This is a genomic window from Bacillus sp. es.034, assembly GCF_002563655.1.
GTDB lineage: Bacteria > Bacillota > Bacilli > Bacillales > Bacillaceae_B > Rossellomorea.
In genome coordinates this window covers 2943888-2959864 of the sequence record NZ_PDIY01000001.1, presented here as the reverse complement: position 1 = coordinate 2959864, position 15977 = coordinate 2943888, and the positions used below count along the sequence as shown (strand labels likewise).

Below are 15977 nucleotides of genomic sequence, written 5' to 3'. Positions count from 1 at the left end.
TAGATTCAAGAATATTCAGTTTTCTCAGAACGAAAATGAGTGTTTAGCTGGGCTTTTAACAGATCAGGTATTGCTTTACTCCGTTGTTCCTGAAAGTCAAAATACACAATGACCGCGTTTCCTCTTGCGATCAGTTGATGAGTCTCCGCACACAGGATATCATGCTCTAACTGAAAGCTTTTTGATCCGATCCTGGAAATATAGGAGGTGATCACGAGTTCTTGATTGAAATAACCCTGTGAGACGAAATCACATTTGGTGGAAGCTAGAATAAACCGCCAGTCCTTCACGTCCATATCGAATCCGATTGTTTGAAAGAATTTAATTCGTGCTTCCTCTAAATAGACAAAGTAAGTGGTATTATTAATATGCCCCAGTGCATCTGTTTCGCAGAATCTACTTCTTACGGAGATAGAATCCATTTATCCGCCTTCTTTCGTTATAAATACTAACCAGTCAGTATGTTAGAGAGAGAGGAAATGCTGAAACCGCTTCCTCTCTATTCGGTTTGAATCCCATTCAAGACCATATCGACAAACGTACCTGCTATTTCTTTATCCGTCTTCGCCCCGCCAGGCTTATACCATTGATAGCTCCAGTTCATCATGCCGAGTATACCGAAGGCTACAACGGAAACGTCAAAGTCGTTTCTGAAATCTCCGGAATTTCTTCCTTCTTTCAAGAGCTTTTCAATATTATAGCGATACATATCCCGTTTGGGTTCGATTTGGTCCACGCTTTCATGGCTTAAGTGTCTCATCTCCCGGAAAAACACTTTGGCACTGGCTCCCTGTTCTTTGATGTCCACGATGGAAAGATGAATGATGTCAAAAAGTTTCTCACGGAAAGATTTACTGTCATCTTCCAGTATTCTTTCCTGCTTGGACAATAAACCATCTATATATCTCATATGAATTTCCTTTAATAACTCTTCTTTACTGGAAAAATAGTAGTAGAATGTTCCTTTTGTCACCCCGATCGATTCGACGATATCCTGAATGGATGTGACGGTAAAGCCTTTTTGATCAAATAACCGTACTGCTTGCTCTGTCATTTTTTCTTTCATATGAAGTCCCCTCAATCTGCAAATATCACCTGAATTATATCACATTTTCCCGGAGGGCCCTTCTTAAAATCTTCCCTACACTCGTCTTTGGAAGTACATCCCGGAATTCGATGATTCTTGGGACTTTGAATGAAGACATATTCTCCTGACAGAACCTGATCAATTCTTGTTCTGACACCTTTTCCCCAGCCTTTAACACGACCACAGCTTTCACGGTTTCTCCTCGATATGAGTCAGGGACCCCGATCACGACCGCTTCCTGCACGCCGGGATGTTCATAAATGACTTCTTCCACTTCCCGGGGATACACGTTATATCCCGAAGCAATGATCATATCCTTCTTTCGATCCACGATTGATACATACCCTTCATCATCCATCCTGGCTATGTCTCCTGTGTATAGCCATCCATCACGAAGGGCATTGGCGGTTTCTTCAGGTAAATTCCAGTACCCCTTCATGACTTGGGGACCTTTGATGATCAGCTCTCCAATGTCTCCAGGAGGTACTTCCTTCATGCCCGTCGCTAAATCCACTACCTTATAATCCGTAGACGGGAGGCCGATTCCTACAGTTCCAGGCTTTCTTTCTGCGAAGGCAGGGTTGCAATGGGTCGTCGGCGAGGCTTCGGACAAACCATACCCTTCCAATATCTTTGCCCCTGTTTTCTTCTCGAACTGATTTAATAGCTCAACAGGCATGGGGGCGCTACCGCTGTTACAAAGCTTGATCGAATGAATCCCATACTCTTCAGCAGAGGGATGATTTGTAATCGCCACATACATGGTCGGCACTCCAGGGAATAATGTGGGTTTCTCCCTCTTAATGGTTGATAATACTTCTGAGAGCTCAAACCGTGGCAGCAGGATCATTTCATTTGCTGTATAAATGGAAAGATTCATGCATGAATTCATTCCGAATACATGAAAGAAAGGAATCACACTCAGACTTCTTTCTTCCCCTGTTTGAATGCTTTCTTTAAAAAAGCGCTGACTTTGCATGACATTTGAAAGAATATTGCTATGTGTGAGCATCACACCCTTAGACACGCCGGTTGTTCCACCTGTGTATTGAAGGACCGCAACATCTTCCGGCTCTATTTTAATGGAAGTAACCCCACCGTCCCCAAGCTTCAAAAATTCATCAAACTTGTAATCAGTCGCAGGGTCCTCCCCTTGGAAGCTGACGACAATGATTGTTTTCACTTTTGTTTCCTTTTGAATGGATTGAATCATGGGATAAAAGCGGTCCAATACAATGATCGTCTCCGCCCCGGAGTCATTTAGTAAATGAATGAGTTCCCTTTCAACAGACATTGGATTCACCTGCGTAACAATCCCGCCAGTCGTAAGGATCCCATAATAAGAAATGACATATTGTGGACAGTTAGGGAGCATGATGGCCACCCGGTCTCCTTTCACCAAGCCGATTTGCTGGAGGGAAGAGGAAAACAATGTGACAGCACCTTGAAGTTCACGATACGTCATGCGCTTTTGATAGAAGCTTATACACGGGTTTTCAGGGTAACTTGATACGGTTTGTTGAAGCATATGGGGTATTGAGAAATCAATTGCTGGTATATCAGTGTCGAACGATTCAGGATAATGAACGTGCCAGGATTTAGTTGTCACAAAATCATTCCTTCCATTTTGATTATTCAGATGCCACTGCATGGTCTTAATAGATCAATCCACCACCATCTACAGATAATGTGGATCCGGTAATAAAGGAGGCTTCATCCGATGCCAGGAACAAGATCGCTGATGCCACTTCATCCGGGTTTCCAATCCTCCTGAGGGCATTCGATTGAGAAATCACCGACCATTTCCTTTCATCCTGTTTCCACCCTTCAATGATGTTTGTATCGATGACACCCGGGGCTACAGCGTTTACCCGGATTCCATCTTTTCCGTACTCCAGAGCGGCATTTTGCGTCAACAACACCACTCCGCCTTTTGCCGCATTATAGGCTGATACGTATTTTCTTCCCTTCAATCCAAGAAGGCTTGAAACGTTCACAATGACCCCGCCTTTTTTCATGAGTTCCGGTACACTATACTTCATTCCCAGGAATATGCTCTTTAAGTTGGTATCAACGACATCATCCCATTCTGTTTCTTCTAAATCGATACTCCTTACTTCTGACTGCCCGATTCCGGCATTATTAACGAGGATATCCAGACTTCCGAAATGCTCGACCGTTTTATGTACGAGCTCTTGCATGCTTTCACTGTCTCTGACATTCGTCCTAACATACATTGCATGCCCATTCTTTTCCCTGATGAGCCTTACCGTTTCCTCCCCCCTCGATTCATCCAGATCTGCCACGACGACGGACGCCCCTTCTTCAGAAAATCTTAGAGCGGTCGCACGTCCTATTCCACCGCCCGCCCCGGTTATGATTGAAACCCTTCCCGATAGCCTCATAATTTACCACTCTCTCTTCCTAGCTCTCTACCGGAGAAGCTTTTTGATATTTTTTCAGTTCTAATTTTGCGAGTTGGGCACGATGTACTTCATCAGGCCCGTCCGCAAGACGTAATGTACGGGCATTCGCCCATTGTGCGGCCATTGAATGATCTCCGGATACCCCGGCTGCCCCAAATGCCTGAATGGCCCGGTCTATCACACGTAACGCCATGGAAGGAGCCACTACCTTAATCATCGCGATTTCCTGTTTGGCCAATTTATTCCCTACGGTGTCCATCATATAAGCAGCTTTCATGGTCAGAAGGCGAGCCTGCTCGATTTCAATTCGTGAATCCGCGATCCATTCCATGACGACCCCCTGACTTGAGAGCCTCTTTCCGAATGCTTCCCTGTTTTGAACACGCTTACATAATTCTTCAAGCGCTCTTTCCGCGGCACCGATCAAACGCATGCAATGATGGATCCTGCCTGGACCTAATCGCCCTTGAGCAATGGCAAAACCTTTTCCTTCTGCCCAGATCATATTCTCTACGGGCACCCGGACATTGGTAAAGGTGATTTCTCCATGTCCATGGGGAGCGTGATCGTATCCAAAGACAGGAAGCATCCGTTCGATTTTTACACCCTCCGCGTCCAAAGGTACGATGATCATGGATTGCTGTTCATGGCGCCTTGCATCAGAGTCTGTTTTCCCCATTAAGATAGAGAAGCTGCACCGTGGATCACCTGCGCCGGAAGACCACCATTTCCTGGCATTGATGACGTATTCATCCCCGTCCCTAACGATGCTTGCTTTGATATTTGTAGCATCGGATGAAGCGACTTCCGGCTCCGTCATCGAGAAACAGGAGCGGATCTCACCATTCAGGAGGGGGATCAGGTACTGCTCCTTTTGGGCAGGGGTGCCGTAACGCTCCAACACTTCCATATTTCCGGTATCCGGAGCGTTGCAGTTGAATGCTTCCGGACCGATCAAAGACCTGCCCATGATTTCGCAAAGCGGTGCATATTCGACATTACTTAATCCTGCCCCATACTCACTGTCTGGTAGAAATAAGTTCCATAATCCTTGTTTTCTTGCTTCGGTTTTTAATTCTTCCATGATGAGCGGGACCGAACTCCATCGGGTGTCCTGCCTGTTTAATTGCTGTTCGTAAAGGGATTCATTCGGGTATACGAACTCTTCCATGAAGCGGGAGAGTTTATTTTGATATTCTTGTACTTTTGGAGAATAGGAGAACTCCATGACATCCATACATCCTTCCTTATTAAAAATAATCTGGTTACATCGCTGATGAGCCGCCATCCACCACCAGGACCGACCCCGTTACAAAATCAGAGGCACGGGAAGCAAGGAAAAGAGCCGCTCCCTTTAAGTCATCTTCGCTGCCGAATCGATTTAACGGCGTACCTTCTAAAATGGCTTCCCCTGCATGGGAGAGGATCCCCTTTGACATTTTTGTCGGAAAGAAGCCTGGTGCGATTGCGTTAACATGGACTCCGCGAGACCCCCATTTCACGGCAAGATCCTTGGTGAAATTAATGACCGCTGCTTTACTTGTACTATAGCCGATGGCATCCATATACCTTGGGTCCGTTCCTTGAAGACCTGCTACAGACGCGATGTTGATGATTTTACCCTCCTGCTGTTCTAGCATCAGCTTTCCTACGGCCTGTGACATAATAAAGGTCCCATTCACATTTACGTTCATGACTTTATGCCATGCCTCAAGTGGCATTTCTTCTGCAGGTGCCCCCCATGAAGCTCCGCTGTTATTCACCAGGATGTCTATGCGGCCGAACGCTTTTTTGGTTTCATCTACAACCCTCACGACATCTTCCTGATTCGTGACATCACACTGAAAGGAAAGAGCTTGAACACCCATACCCTCTAAATCCTTTTTGACTTCATCACATGCTTCTACATTTCTTGAACAGACGACAACATTTGCTCCTGCTTCAGCAAAACAGGTTGCAATCTGCTTTCCAAGACCCCTGCCTCCTCCAGTCACCAGTGCCACCTTACCGGATAAATCAAACAAGTCTTTTACATGCATATTCCTGCCTCCCTATTTCATACAGTCATTCACACACCAAAGATACTAACCGGTCGGTATGTACCTTCTATAATAATGAATATAGTCTGAATTTTCAATCATAAATACTCGGAAATATGTAAAATTCCCTTTTCCAATAAACAAGCTGGCTCATCAAAAAATGAGCCAGCTCGGTATTTAAGCTTCCGCTTCAACTATTTCTTTATTATAAGTCTCGGTATCCAATTCTCCTGTTACTTTACTTGTGATGATACCCGAGGTCATTGCACCACTCACATTAACGGCTGTCCGGCCCATGTCGATTAACGGTTCGATTGAAATTAATAGCCCCGCTAACGCGACCGGCAGATCCATGGCAGAAAGCACGAGGATGGCTGCAAAGGTGGCACCGCCGCCAACTCCGGCGACACCGAAGGAACTGATGGCTACGACAGCAATGAGCGTGAAAATAAATGAAGGGGTAAAAGGATTGATGCCAACCGTCGGTGCGATCATGACGGCAAGCATGGCCGGGTACACACCGGCACATCCGTTTTGCCCAATGGATAAGCCGAAAGATCCTGAGAAGTTGGCGATCCCTTCTGATACACCCAATTTATTTTTCTGAGTTTGAATGTTAAGGGGTAACGTACCTGCACTGGACCTGGACGTAAAGGCAAAAGCCAAAACGGGAAGTGCTTTTTTCACGTATGTGACCGGATTCAGTCCCGTAAGCGTCAGCAAGATTAAATGAATCAAGAACATGATGATAAGGGCAATATAGGACGCACCTACAAATTCACCCAGTTTCATGATGGCATCGAAATCACTCAGTGCGACTGTTTTCGCCATAATGGCAAGCACACCGAATGGCGTCAGCCTCAATACCAGGGTCACGATTCTCATCACGACTGCATAAATGGACTCCACGATTTTTTTGAAGAATTCCGCCGCATCAGGTTCCTTACGCTGAACCCCTAAATAGGCGATTCCGATGAAGGCTGCAAATATCACCACAGCTATGGTCGACGTGGCTCTTTCTCCGGTCAAATCAAGGAATGGATTCTGAGGCAGGAGCTCCAGGATTTTTTGAGGATAGCTTTGACCTTCTAAAGCCGCTGCTCTCTCCTCCAATTGAACACCCCTTGCCGCTTCGGCATTTCCTTGATCAATTTGGATGGCTTCCAGATCGAATGCTGCGGTTGTCGCAATTCCGACTGCAGCCGCAATAGCAGTTGTACCGACAAGCAATCCGATGATCAATACAGAAATTTTCCCTAGATTAGAAGATCGTTTTAATTTTGTAAAAGCTGAAAGGATTGACACAAACACGAGGGGCATGACAATCATTTGAAGCAGTTTAATATAACCTGTTCCGACAATATTGAACCATTCAATCGATTGGGTTACATTTTCATTCCCTGCCTCATACACCCACTGTAAACCGAGACCGAATACAATTCCCAGTCCCAGCGCGGCAAACACCCGCTTTGAAAACGAAACATTTGTTCTTTGCATATGAATTAGTACACCAATGAGAACAAGAAACACCAAAATGTTCAATAAAACAAACCAGACATTCATTCTAAACCCTCCCTCTTATCGTTGATGGTGATACAAGTTAGACCGGGGTCTACTGTATCGTATGATAGCGGAGGGCAAGATATGTTGCTTTGTCCGTTTATTTTCTAGAAAGATTTTAACAAACTATCCTGAACCCCTTGAAAGAGTGTATGAGTACGCTCCGGATGTTTTGAAATCGCCGAGATGACAGCCACACCGTCTGAACCTGCTTCGATTACTTTATGGACATTGTCGTAATGAATCCCTCCAATTCCGACGATGGGGAGACGGATCCCCGCTTCTCTCATTGATTCAATCACCCTTGGTCCTTGGACGGGTCTGCAATCATTCTTAGTTGTAGTTTGAAACATGGGACCCACACCCAGATAATCCGCACCTGCATCTAAAGCGAGTTTTGCTTCCCTCACATTATGAGCTGAGATCCCAAGTATTTTATCACCCAACTTCTTCCGGACCGTTCCGACTGATTCATCCTCCTGTCCTATGTGTACACCATCTGCATTCAGTGACAAAGCTAGGTCCACATCGTCATTGATAATAAAGGGAACACTGTACTTTTGACACAAATGCTGAAGTTCAAGAGCCAGCTCTACCATGGGCTTTCCTTTCAAACAACGAACCCCCTTTTCACGAAATTGAAACATGGTAACCCCACCTGAGAGTGCTTCTTCCAACACACGTGCAGGAGATCTATCACAATTTTGGGTACCCATCACAAAATATAGCTTTAAGCAGTCTCTCAGAGTCATATTTACACCTTTTCATAGTAAGCCCAATGATTCGTTGGCCCGTGTCCACTCCCAATCCCGAGTGAATGTGAGATGGCAGCTGTGATAAATTTCTTGGCAGTCTGGACTGAATCATATACGCTTTTCCCTTTCGCCAATTCTGCGGTGATGACAGCAGAGAACGTACAGCCTGTTCCGTGCGTATGGGGTGTAGAGACTCTTGGACTCGTAAACTCATAAAATCTTTTGCCGTCATAAAGGGTGTCAGTGGCATATAAAGGATCAGGCTGGTGACCCCCTTTAATGACAACATGTTTCGCCCCCATCTTACATAGTTCCTCCGCAGCTCTCCTGCAATCATCAACATCCAGTATCTCTCTTCCGGTTAATGCTTCTGCTTCAGGAATATTGGGAGTGATAACGTAAGCAATCGGAATTAAATGATGGATTAATGTTTCAATGGATTTTTCTCCCAATAAAGAAGCTCCCCCTTTCGCGATCATAACAGGATCCACTATAAGCTTTTCCCATCTAGAGGAGCTTGCGAAATCCGCAACAGAAGCAATGATCTCATCATTCACTAACATTCCGGTTTTTACGGCTTGTGGCGGCAAATCTTCATTGATGGAAATCAATTGCTCCAAGACTACTGATGTCGACAGTGGATATACACCCTGCACTCCTTTTGTATTTTGAGCTGTAACGGCTGTAATGGCAGACATCCCATAGACATGACACTCTTGAAATGTTTTGAGATCCGCTTGAATGCCGGCGCCGCCACCGCTATCCGACCCTGCAATCGTCAATGCTTTATTCACCATCTATCTTCACTCCCCTTTCAACCAAAATAACGATGATAAATTGTTTTGGCTTCCTTGATTTCTTTCGTTCCATGAACAAGCGCCCGTCCATCATAAAATAAGACTATTTTGAGGGAATCGACCTTGAACCGAATCAAATAAGGATTCCTTTCCACCTGCATGCCTTGGTTCTCAAGTGTTCTTGAAATGTCCAAGAGATTTACGGGGTGCCTTGATGCTGGCCGGATTTGCACGGAATCCCTTCCACACAGGACGGCGGTTTTGGTTTGATTTTCATATCGAAGACATGGGTACGTTCGATGGACACCACATGAAGGACACTCTTCTCTTTTCAACTTTCTTACATCCAGTGAGGTATGTTCATTTTTCCATAAATCGAAAGAGACGACATTATGGCTAAGAGATTCATGGTCTTCCACTAGAATCTTGAGTGCCTCTGTCGTTTGATGGGCGACCACCTGTGAGACGGCAGGACTGATGATTCCTGCTGTATCACAGGTTAAGCCCCCTATCGGAACTTCATCGATTAAACAGTGAAGACACGGTGTGACGCCGGGAAGAATACTGAATGAAATACCATAGCTCCCCACGCATGCTCCATAGATCCAGGGTATGGAACATTTTTGGGAAACATCATTTATGATCATCCTCGTTTCAAAGTTGTCTGTAGCATCGATGATCAGGTTCACACCCATGGCCAAGTTCACTAACTCTTCAGGTATTACATCAAGAATATGTGCTTCGATCTCAACCGTAGAATTGATTTCCTCCAGCCTTTTTTTGGCAGCTATCGCTTTGGGTAGTCGACTTTTTGCATCTTGCTCATTGTAAAGCTGCTGCCGTTGCAGATTGCTCCATTCGACGTAATCACGGTCCACAATCGTCAGCTTTCCAATGCCGGCACGAACGAGGACTTCTGCGTTCCCCGTGCCCAAAGCTCCCGCCCCGATGACCAGTACATGCTTATCCCTTATTCTTTCCTGACCTTCACTTCCAATGGGTGAAAATAAGATTTGTCTTGAATATCTCTCCTCATTCAAACACTCATCCCCTCCATCGGGCTGCTCGCTGAAGCATAGCGCTTTCGGGGGATTCTTCCGGCTTCGTATCCAAATCGGCCACCTTCGATCGCAAGCCTCATGGCATTGGCCATTTTAACTGGATCTTTTGCCTGTGATACCGCCGTGTTCAGCAACACAGCATCTGCACCAAGTTCCATAGCATAAGCGGCATCAGCAGGAGAACCGATTCCAGCATCAACGATCACCGGTACATTTGCCTGCTCAATAATGAAACGTAGGTTTACGGGATTCACAATTCCCTGCCCCGATCCGATCGGTGATGCACCTGGCATAATGGCATGAGCACCCAACTCTTCCAATTTTCTCGCAAGAACCACATCATCTGAAGTATATGGGAGGACCGTAAATCCTTCTTTGATCAATTCCTCCGTTGCCTTCAGTGTTTCAACAGGATCGGGCAATAATGTTTTATCACATCCGATTACCTCCACCTTTATCATGTCACAAAGTCCTGATGCCCTGGCTAACTGTGCATGCCGCACCGCTTCATCCGCAGTTTTTGCGCCAGCCGTGTTCGGTAATAATGAGTAACTCTCCAAGTCGAGTTTATCCAAGAAGTTTGGTTGACTGGGCTCGAATATATTCATTCTCCTTACCGTGAAAGTAAGAATCTCTGCTCCAGAAACCTCTACCGCTTTCTTCTGACTATCAAAATCAGGATATTTCCCTGTCCCTAACAATAATCTCGAATGAAATGAATAATTTCCGATTTTCAACATATTAACCGCCTCCTACAAATTCGACCAGTTCAATGGTATCTCCATTTTCAACTGTTGCCTCTTCATGCTCGTATGCCCGTAATATGATGTGATTCTTTTCGACCATGATTGTGCGATTCCTCAATTTATAATGGTGTATAAGATCGTCTATCGTCGTGACTGTGTCTGGCACGGTCACCGGCTGTCCATTTATCCTTAATTCCATTCTCTCAACTCCCCATATGTGAATGTAGTAATGGCTTCTCTTTGCCTTCCATCAGGTCTGCCATCATGACTCCCGTTATGGGAGCAAGGAGAATGCCATTCCGGTAGTGCCCCGTTGCAATGGAGAGCCCTTCCCATCTTTCGCTCCTTCCGATGACAGGAACTCCTCCTTGTGTTTGAGGCCGAATACCAGACCAGGCTTTTTCCCAATCGGCATGGATCAGGTCAGGAACAATATCTGTAGCTTTTTTCATCAAATTCATCATTCCACTTACTGAAATTGATTCGTCAAAGGTATGAGCGTGTTCAGTTGCTCCTACTAAAAATCGACCGCCAATCTTAGGTACAATATAGCATCCCTCAGTAAAAATGGTTCTTTCCACCAATTTCCCGGAGTATTTCACCGAAAAGCATTCACCTTTAACTGGAAAGGAGTCAAGCGTCAAGTCGACTCTCTCCAGTAGTGATTGACTCCACGCCCCGCCTGCAACGATGATTTCAGATGCATAACAGGGGCCGATCGACGTTTGGACTCCCGCTATCCTGCTTCCTTCCACAATAAAGTCATGGACATCCGTATACTCCTTGATATCAGCCCCTAATCTGACTGACGCAAGGCCTAACGCTTCTGTCAGCTTTGGGGCCGACACGTTCCCATCACGTGGAATGAACAATCCGCCTATCAGCTGCTTAGAAAGGGAAGGTTCGAAGGTTGAAAGTTTAGGAGAAGATAGCCATTCACCCCCTTCATCCAGATCCATTTCCAAAGCAGAACTTACTAAAGTCTGTGCCTCTTCCTCTGTCCTTGCCAGTTTGATCATTCCATTTTCTACATACTCTATATCCATACCGGTTAATTCTTTTAGTTCCTGTGCAAGACCAGGGTACATATTCCGGCTGTTCTGAGCCAGGTGATAGAGGGGGCTTCCCCCGTTTAGCTCCGTATGGACCCCGAGCATTCCCGCTGCAGCTTTTGAGGCCCTGGATGCCAATTGATTCTTCTCAATCAGCAACACTTTTTTTCCTCGTTTGGAAAGCTGATACAAAATGGAGCCGCCGATCACACCTCCCCCTACTATCAACGCATCATATAGTTTCACCAAGCTGTTTCACCTCCTTATGGATTGCCTTATAATAAGCCCTTGCTGCTTCAAGAGGGTCTTCAGAAAGGAAGATACCTGACAATACTGCTACACCCTTTGCACCGGTTCTCACAATATCTGCAACTCTCCCCGGTGTAATACCCCCGATGGCGATAACGGGAAGGGGAATGTTCAAAACGATGTCTTCCAAATTAGCAATCCCTGTGCCTTGTTTCCCGGGTTTCGATGTTGTTTCATAAACATTCCCATATAGAAGGAAATCTGCTCCTTCGTCACATGCCAATCGTGCTTCTTGCATGCTGTGCACTGATGACCCGATTTTCAAAGATGGAAAATGTTCCTTCACAAGACCAACAGGTGCACTATGATGTCCCAGCTGGACTCCTCTCACGTGTTTCATACAAGCGATGTCTGCAAGATCATTGATGGATAGCTTCCTTAATGGAATTCCAGCAGCTGATAATTCATCAACGGTTTCAATCAACTCTGCTCCTGTCCAGTTTTTTTCACGAATATGAAGCATATCGATATAGGGGTGAATGGTTTTTGAAATTTCGACCAATTCTCCCCTTGATTGCCGACCAGTGGAAATCACATGTAGTCGTCTTCTGTTTTCAATTTCCATAGCGAACATCTCCTGTTGGAAATAATGGTAGATAAATAGAAAGAACGTAACTTATGGAAACCATGAGTATGATGCTCCCGATAAAATAGCCATCAAATTTCGAAAATCCGACTTTGTAGAAATAGGTTCTCTCCCCATCACCCTCAAATCCTTTTGTTTCCATGGCAACTGCAATTCTGTGAGCCCTCCTGATACTCTGTGCCAGTAAGGGGATGGAATAAGACTGTATGGTATGGAAAAGTTTCTTAAAGCCCTTTCGTTCACGGGTGCCTCTGACTTTCAGTGCATTCCGAATGGTAGTGAATTCTTCCAGCATGATGGGGATCAGCCTTATCCCAGCCATAAAACTATAAGCATACTTCGGCTTCAGGCCCAATTGCTGCATAAGTGAATAAAACAGGAGGACAGGTCTCGTCGTCAGAGCAAATAAGAGGCCTAAAACAGCGAATAGGAATGCCCTCAATCCAATGTGAACCCCCCTATAAAAACTTTCCTCTGTCACTTGGATCATCCCCCAAGTAATCCACGTCGTCTCTCCTTTCCCAAACATGATCATCGAGGATGCCGTAGAGAGAAAGACAAGAAAAAATGGGAGGGCCATCAGCAGCACTAACCTCCTTGAATATCCAGAGAATGACCACAATAAGAAAAAAGTGAACAAGGTCAAATACAAAATCCAGTTCAGGTAATGAATAAATAGTAAAAATAGAAAAAGTGTGATCATCACGATCAGTTTCATACTCGGGTTAATGTGATGGAGCCAGGTGTGTTTATGAACGATTTCCATATTCATAATGCTTCACTCCTCGCAGCTTCTACATCCACATCCTGAACCAGTCTTCCATTTTCAATGGTCCATATCCTGGTGGCATAGTGTTGGATGATTCTATTATCGTGAGTCACCATCAATATGGTTGCTCCTTCACGCTGTAACTCCAGAAGCACTTCGATCAGTTCGAAAGTGTTATGAGCGTCCTGTCCGAAGGTTGGCTCATCTAATAACAGAATCTCCTTACCCGGAAAGAGGGATGCTGCAACACTCAATCTGCGTTTTTGACCCAGAGATAAAGAATAAGGGTGATGATCCTTAAATGAACGAAGCTTGAATCGCTCGAGTAGCTCATAAACAATTCTCTCCACACTCTCTTCATTTAAATTCTTTAACCGGTAACTATAGGCAACTTCGTCAAAAACGGAATGAGTGACAAACTGTAATTCGGGATTTTGAAAAACGAACGCACACTCTTGGGGAATCTTTTTCCCTTTCAACTGTCTTCCGTTTAATTCGTACGTCCCGCTTGTATAAATGAATTTCATCAGACTGTGCAGTAACGTTGACTTTCCTGCACCATTCCTGCCTGTAATGGCAATCCATTCCCCTTTACGTATCTCGGAATACGACAGGTGAATCTTCTCTTTCTTTTGAATATAGCCTTTAAATTCCTTCATTCTTGAAATCACAGGTCCGAATGATGGACTCTCCCTCATTTGTCGGGATGACAGATATTCCTCCCATGCGCCAGGATACCAGACACCTAATGTCTTCAATGTATCTTTGTAGTGATTCAGGACCCATTCTTTTGCTCCATCCGCTATAATGGCTCCATCTGCATCGAAAAGAATGATTCGATCGATCATGTCCAGAACGTGATCAAGTTTATGCTCTACGATCACCAGTGTTTTATCTAAACAGCTCTCTTCGATTGTTTTCCAGACAGACTTGGTACTTTCCTCATCCAAGAAGGAAGTCGGTTCGTCCAGGAACATAGTGTCGGGTCTTGAGGCAAGCGCAGAAGCAATGGCCAATTTCTGCTTCATGCCTCCTGATAATGTTGAGATTTTCGTATGGGGATCCTCAAGTTCCATTCCAACCTCCGACAGCAGCCTTCGTATTTCACCTTTCATCTCTTCACTGGGAGTCCTTAAATTCTCCAGTACGAAGGCTAATTCTTCATCCACAAATGGCATACAAAATTGCGTATCAGGATTTTGGAATACATAACCATAAGAATCAGATACCTCCAATTTTGCAGCTCTCATTGGAACATCCACGGACCGGGGGATCACACCTGCTAAAACATGTAATAGTGTAGACTTCCCACATCCTGATGGACCCAATAGCAATACTCTTTCCCCTTCATTGATTGACAGACTGACATCATTAAACATCCGTTTCCCTGATCCGGGAAATGTAAGTCGAAGGTTTTCGACTTGCATAAGCATCACCCCTTACTGGTTCAATACATCGTAATCATCCTGACTAGCACGTCTGACCAGACTTGTGACTCCGGTTTTCTCGAGGGCCCTGACCAAATAAAATGATCCTGCCCCTGCGATGACAATCGAGCCCAGTAATCTTGCAAAGATAAACAATGACAGATTCCAAAGGACCAAATCCCCCATATACCCTTTCATGTAATCCATGAAGATGGAACCACATGCAGACCCGACGGCTGCAAAACTCATAATCGAAAGATCATAGCGTCTATATTTCGTTAGGAAGAAAACCAATTCTGCCATTAACCCTTGAATGACTCCGAATAAAAGCACCTCGAGTCCCCATTCAGAACCCATGAGAAATTCCCCTGAAGAAGCGGCGATTTCGGCTAAAAGAGCGACACCGGGTTTACGGATGATCAAGAAAGCAACGGTGGCCGCCATGAACCACATTCCATAGATGAATTGATCTGCATGCAACCCAATCGGCTTCAACACGTTATAAAGTGGCCCCCAAAGCTTATAAATGACGCCGAACATGATGGAAATGACCACCGTCACTAAAATGTCGGTCAGTTTTAATTTAGACATGATGTTCACTCATTTCTTTCCCGGCATCCAGTGTATGCTGAAAAGGCCATTTTTCAAGGGTGTATGCCATCTCCCAAAACTGCCATTCATAGATGCTGCTCAGAATGAAATTTTCTTTCATTCTCTCTTTATCACATGGGGTCATGGTTTCTGCCAATTCATCAAGGCGATTGATTTGTTCTTCCACTAACCCTTTGAACCATTCCCCACCATAGGCCTCAATCCATTCCTGATAAACCGGTTCTTCCGGAGTACATGGTTTCAAGCGTTCCCCGATCTCATAATAAAGCCAGTAGCAGGGGAGGATTGCCGCCAGGATATCAGCTAAACCTCCATACCGCGCGGAACGATACATATGGGACGTATAAGCGTACGCTGTAGGAGCCGGTTTGAAATTCTTTCTTTCTTCATCCGTGATTCCTAATCGTTTTGAGAAATTTTCATGAAGGGAAAGCTCTGCTTCATTGGTCCCTACTGCGTGCGATGCCATTCGTGATGTGGTATGTAAGTCCAATGCTTTTGCAGCACCAAGTGCCTGCACCTTCGAAAAATGTGAAAGATAATAGGCATCTTGCAAGAGGTAGTACTTGAACTTCTCGATGGGGAGCGTTCCATCCCCGATCCCTTTAACGAAAGGGTGATGAAAGCTCGCGTCCCAAATTTCCTTCACTTCGTTACGTAAATACGTTGAAAATGTCATAACATATTTCTCCTTTTCCAGACGACCCGAAATGGGCAACAAAAAAAGCCACTTTCCATTATGCATACAGCA

The 15977-nt window shown here is 45.0% G+C and carries 18 protein-coding genes; all 18 read right to left on the bottom strand.

All coding sequences use genetic code 11. The features are described from left to right. Positions 1–5: 5 nt before the first annotated feature. The 18 genes from ATG71_RS15175 to tenA all read right to left on the bottom strand — a co-directional run bounded on the left by ATG71_RS15175 (position 6) and on the right by tenA (position 15905). Positions 6–422, bottom strand: a complete 417-nt coding sequence (locus ATG71_RS15175) for an acyl-CoA thioesterase (protein WP_098440302.1) — start codon at positions 420–422, stop codon at positions 6–8. Positions 423–499: 77 nt separating this feature from the next. Continuing rightward, positions 500–1066, bottom strand: coding sequence for a TetR/AcrR family transcriptional regulator (locus ATG71_RS15170; RefSeq protein WP_098440301.1), 567 nt, complete (start codon positions 1064–1066; stop codon positions 500–502). Between the two features lie 34 nt (positions 1067–1100). Then, positions 1101–2696: a long-chain-fatty-acid--CoA ligase gene (locus ATG71_RS15165; RefSeq protein WP_286163024.1), complete on the bottom strand. Its 1596-nt coding sequence runs from the start codon at positions 2694–2696 to the stop codon at positions 1101–1103. 46 nt (positions 2697–2742) lie between these two features. Then, positions 2743–3492 (bottom strand): SDR family NAD(P)-dependent oxidoreductase, encoded by a 750-nt coding sequence (locus ATG71_RS15160; RefSeq protein WP_098440299.1) that lies wholly within the window; start codon positions 3490–3492, stop codon positions 2743–2745. Positions 3493–3511: 19 nt separating this feature from the next. After that, on the bottom strand, positions 3512–4741 hold the full coding sequence (locus ATG71_RS15155; protein WP_098441857.1) for an acyl-CoA dehydrogenase family protein: 1230 nt from the start codon (positions 4739–4741) through the stop codon (positions 3512–3514). Between the two features lie 37 nt (positions 4742–4778). Further along, the gene (locus ATG71_RS15150; protein ID WP_098440298.1) at positions 4779–5552 is read right to left on the bottom strand and encodes an SDR family oxidoreductase; all 774 of its coding nucleotides are present in this window, start codon (positions 5550–5552) and stop codon (positions 4779–4781) included. Positions 5553–5729: 177 nt separating this feature from the next. Continuing rightward, positions 5730–7115, bottom strand: coding sequence for an L-cystine transporter (locus ATG71_RS15145; protein ID WP_098440297.1), 1386 nt, complete (start codon positions 7113–7115; stop codon positions 5730–5732). Positions 7116–7219: 104 nt separating this feature from the next. Further along, a complete protein-coding gene (gene thiE / locus ATG71_RS15140) occupies positions 7220–7864 on the bottom strand; it encodes a thiamine phosphate synthase (protein WP_098440296.1) in 645 nt (214 codons plus the stop codon). Between the two features lie 2 nt (positions 7865–7866). Next, positions 7867–8664: a bifunctional hydroxymethylpyrimidine kinase/phosphomethylpyrimidine kinase gene (gene thiD, locus ATG71_RS15135; RefSeq protein WP_098440295.1), complete on the bottom strand. Its 798-nt coding sequence runs from the start codon at positions 8662–8664 to the stop codon at positions 7867–7869. Positions 8665–8681: 17 nt separating this feature from the next. Next, a complete protein-coding gene (locus ATG71_RS15130; protein ID WP_098440294.1) occupies positions 8682–9704 on the bottom strand; it encodes a thiazole biosynthesis adenylyltransferase ThiF in 1023 nt (340 codons plus the stop codon). Further along, a complete protein-coding gene (locus ATG71_RS15125; RefSeq protein ID WP_098440293.1) occupies positions 9701–10465 on the bottom strand; it encodes a thiazole synthase in 765 nt (254 codons plus the stop codon). The genes ATG71_RS15130 and ATG71_RS15125 overlap by 4 nt, the downstream gene beginning before the upstream one ends. Position 10466: 1 nt before the next feature. Next, positions 10467–10670, bottom strand: coding sequence for a sulfur carrier protein ThiS (gene thiS / locus ATG71_RS15120; protein ID WP_098440292.1), 204 nt, complete (start codon positions 10668–10670; stop codon positions 10467–10469). A gap of 4 nt (positions 10671–10674) precedes the next feature. Next, positions 10675–11769, bottom strand: a complete 1095-nt coding sequence (thiO, locus tag ATG71_RS15115; protein ID WP_098441856.1) for a glycine oxidase ThiO — start codon at positions 11767–11769, stop codon at positions 10675–10677. Next, on the bottom strand, positions 11756–12397 hold the full coding sequence (locus tag ATG71_RS15110) for a thiamine phosphate synthase (protein WP_179886553.1): 642 nt from the start codon (positions 12395–12397) through the stop codon (positions 11756–11758). The genes thiO and ATG71_RS15110 overlap by 14 nt, the downstream gene beginning before the upstream one ends. Next, on the bottom strand, positions 12387–13190 hold the full coding sequence (locus ATG71_RS15105) for an energy-coupling factor transporter transmembrane component T family protein (RefSeq protein WP_098440290.1): 804 nt from the start codon (positions 13188–13190) through the stop codon (positions 12387–12389). The genes ATG71_RS15110 and ATG71_RS15105 overlap by 11 nt, the downstream gene beginning before the upstream one ends. Further along, on the bottom strand, positions 13187–14614 hold the full coding sequence (locus ATG71_RS15100; protein ID WP_483295309.1) for an ABC transporter ATP-binding protein: 1428 nt from the start codon (positions 14612–14614) through the stop codon (positions 13187–13189). Before ATG71_RS15100 ends, ATG71_RS15105 begins: the two co-directional genes overlap by 4 nt. Before the next feature lie 12 nt (positions 14615–14626). Then, positions 14627–15205: an ECF transporter S component gene (locus ATG71_RS15095; RefSeq protein ID WP_098440288.1), complete on the bottom strand. Its 579-nt coding sequence runs from the start codon at positions 15203–15205 to the stop codon at positions 14627–14629. Continuing rightward, positions 15198–15905, bottom strand: coding sequence for a thiaminase II (gene tenA / locus ATG71_RS15090; RefSeq protein WP_098440287.1), 708 nt, complete (start codon positions 15903–15905; stop codon positions 15198–15200). Before tenA ends, ATG71_RS15095 begins: the two co-directional genes overlap by 8 nt. Positions 15906–15977 lie beyond the last annotated feature (72 nt).

What these genes read in the sequence shown, in the direction of transcription:
- ATG71_RS15175 (WP_098440302.1), bottom strand. Translation starts at nt 422, where the DNA reads ATGGATTCTATCTCCGTAAGAAGTAGATTCTGCGAAACAGATGCACTG.
- ATG71_RS15170 (WP_098440301.1), bottom strand. Translation starts at nt 1,066, where the DNA reads ATGAAAGAAAAAATGACAGAGCAAGCAGTACGGTTATTTGATCAAAAA.
- ATG71_RS15160 (WP_098440299.1), bottom strand. Translation starts at nt 3,492, where the DNA reads ATGAGGCTATCGGGAAGGGTTTCAATCATAACCGGGGCGGGCGGTGGA.
- ATG71_RS15155 (WP_098441857.1), bottom strand. Translation starts at nt 4,741, where the DNA reads ATGGAGTTCTCCTATTCTCCAAAAGTACAAGAATATCAAAATAAACTC.
- ATG71_RS15150 (WP_098440298.1), bottom strand. Translation starts at nt 5,552, where the DNA reads ATGCATGTAAAAGACTTGTTTGATTTATCCGGTAAGGTGGCACTGGTG.
- ATG71_RS15145 (WP_098440297.1), bottom strand. Translation starts at nt 7,115, where the DNA reads ATGAATGTCTGGTTTGTTTTATTGAACATTTTGGTGTTTCTTGTTCTC.
- thiE (WP_098440296.1), bottom strand. Translation starts at nt 7,864, where the DNA reads ATGACTCTGAGAGACTGCTTAAAGCTATATTTTGTGATGGGTACCCAA.
- thiD (WP_098440295.1), bottom strand. Translation starts at nt 8,664, where the DNA reads ATGGTGAATAAAGCATTGACGATTGCAGGGTCGGATAGCGGTGGCGGC.
- ATG71_RS15125 (WP_098440293.1), bottom strand. Translation starts at nt 10,465, where the DNA reads ATGTTGAAAATCGGAAATTATTCATTTCATTCGAGATTATTGTTAGGG.
- thiS (WP_098440292.1), bottom strand. Translation starts at nt 10,670, where the DNA reads ATGGAATTAAGGATAAATGGACAGCCGGTGACCGTGCCAGACACAGTC.
- ATG71_RS15110 (WP_179886553.1), bottom strand. Translation starts at nt 12,397, where the DNA reads ATGGAAATTGAAAACAGAAGACGACTACATGTGATTTCCACTGGTCGG.
- ATG71_RS15105 (WP_098440290.1), bottom strand. Translation starts at nt 13,190, where the DNA reads ATGAATATGGAAATCGTTCATAAACACACCTGGCTCCATCACATTAAC.
- ATG71_RS15100 (WP_483295309.1), bottom strand. Translation starts at nt 14,614, where the DNA reads ATGCAAGTCGAAAACCTTCGACTTACATTTCCCGGATCAGGGAAACGG.
- ATG71_RS15095 (WP_098440288.1), bottom strand. Translation starts at nt 15,205, where the DNA reads ATGTCTAAATTAAAACTGACCGACATTTTAGTGACGGTGGTCATTTCC.
- tenA (WP_098440287.1), bottom strand. Translation starts at nt 15,905, where the DNA reads ATGACATTTTCAACGTATTTACGTAACGAAGTGAAGGAAATTTGGGAC.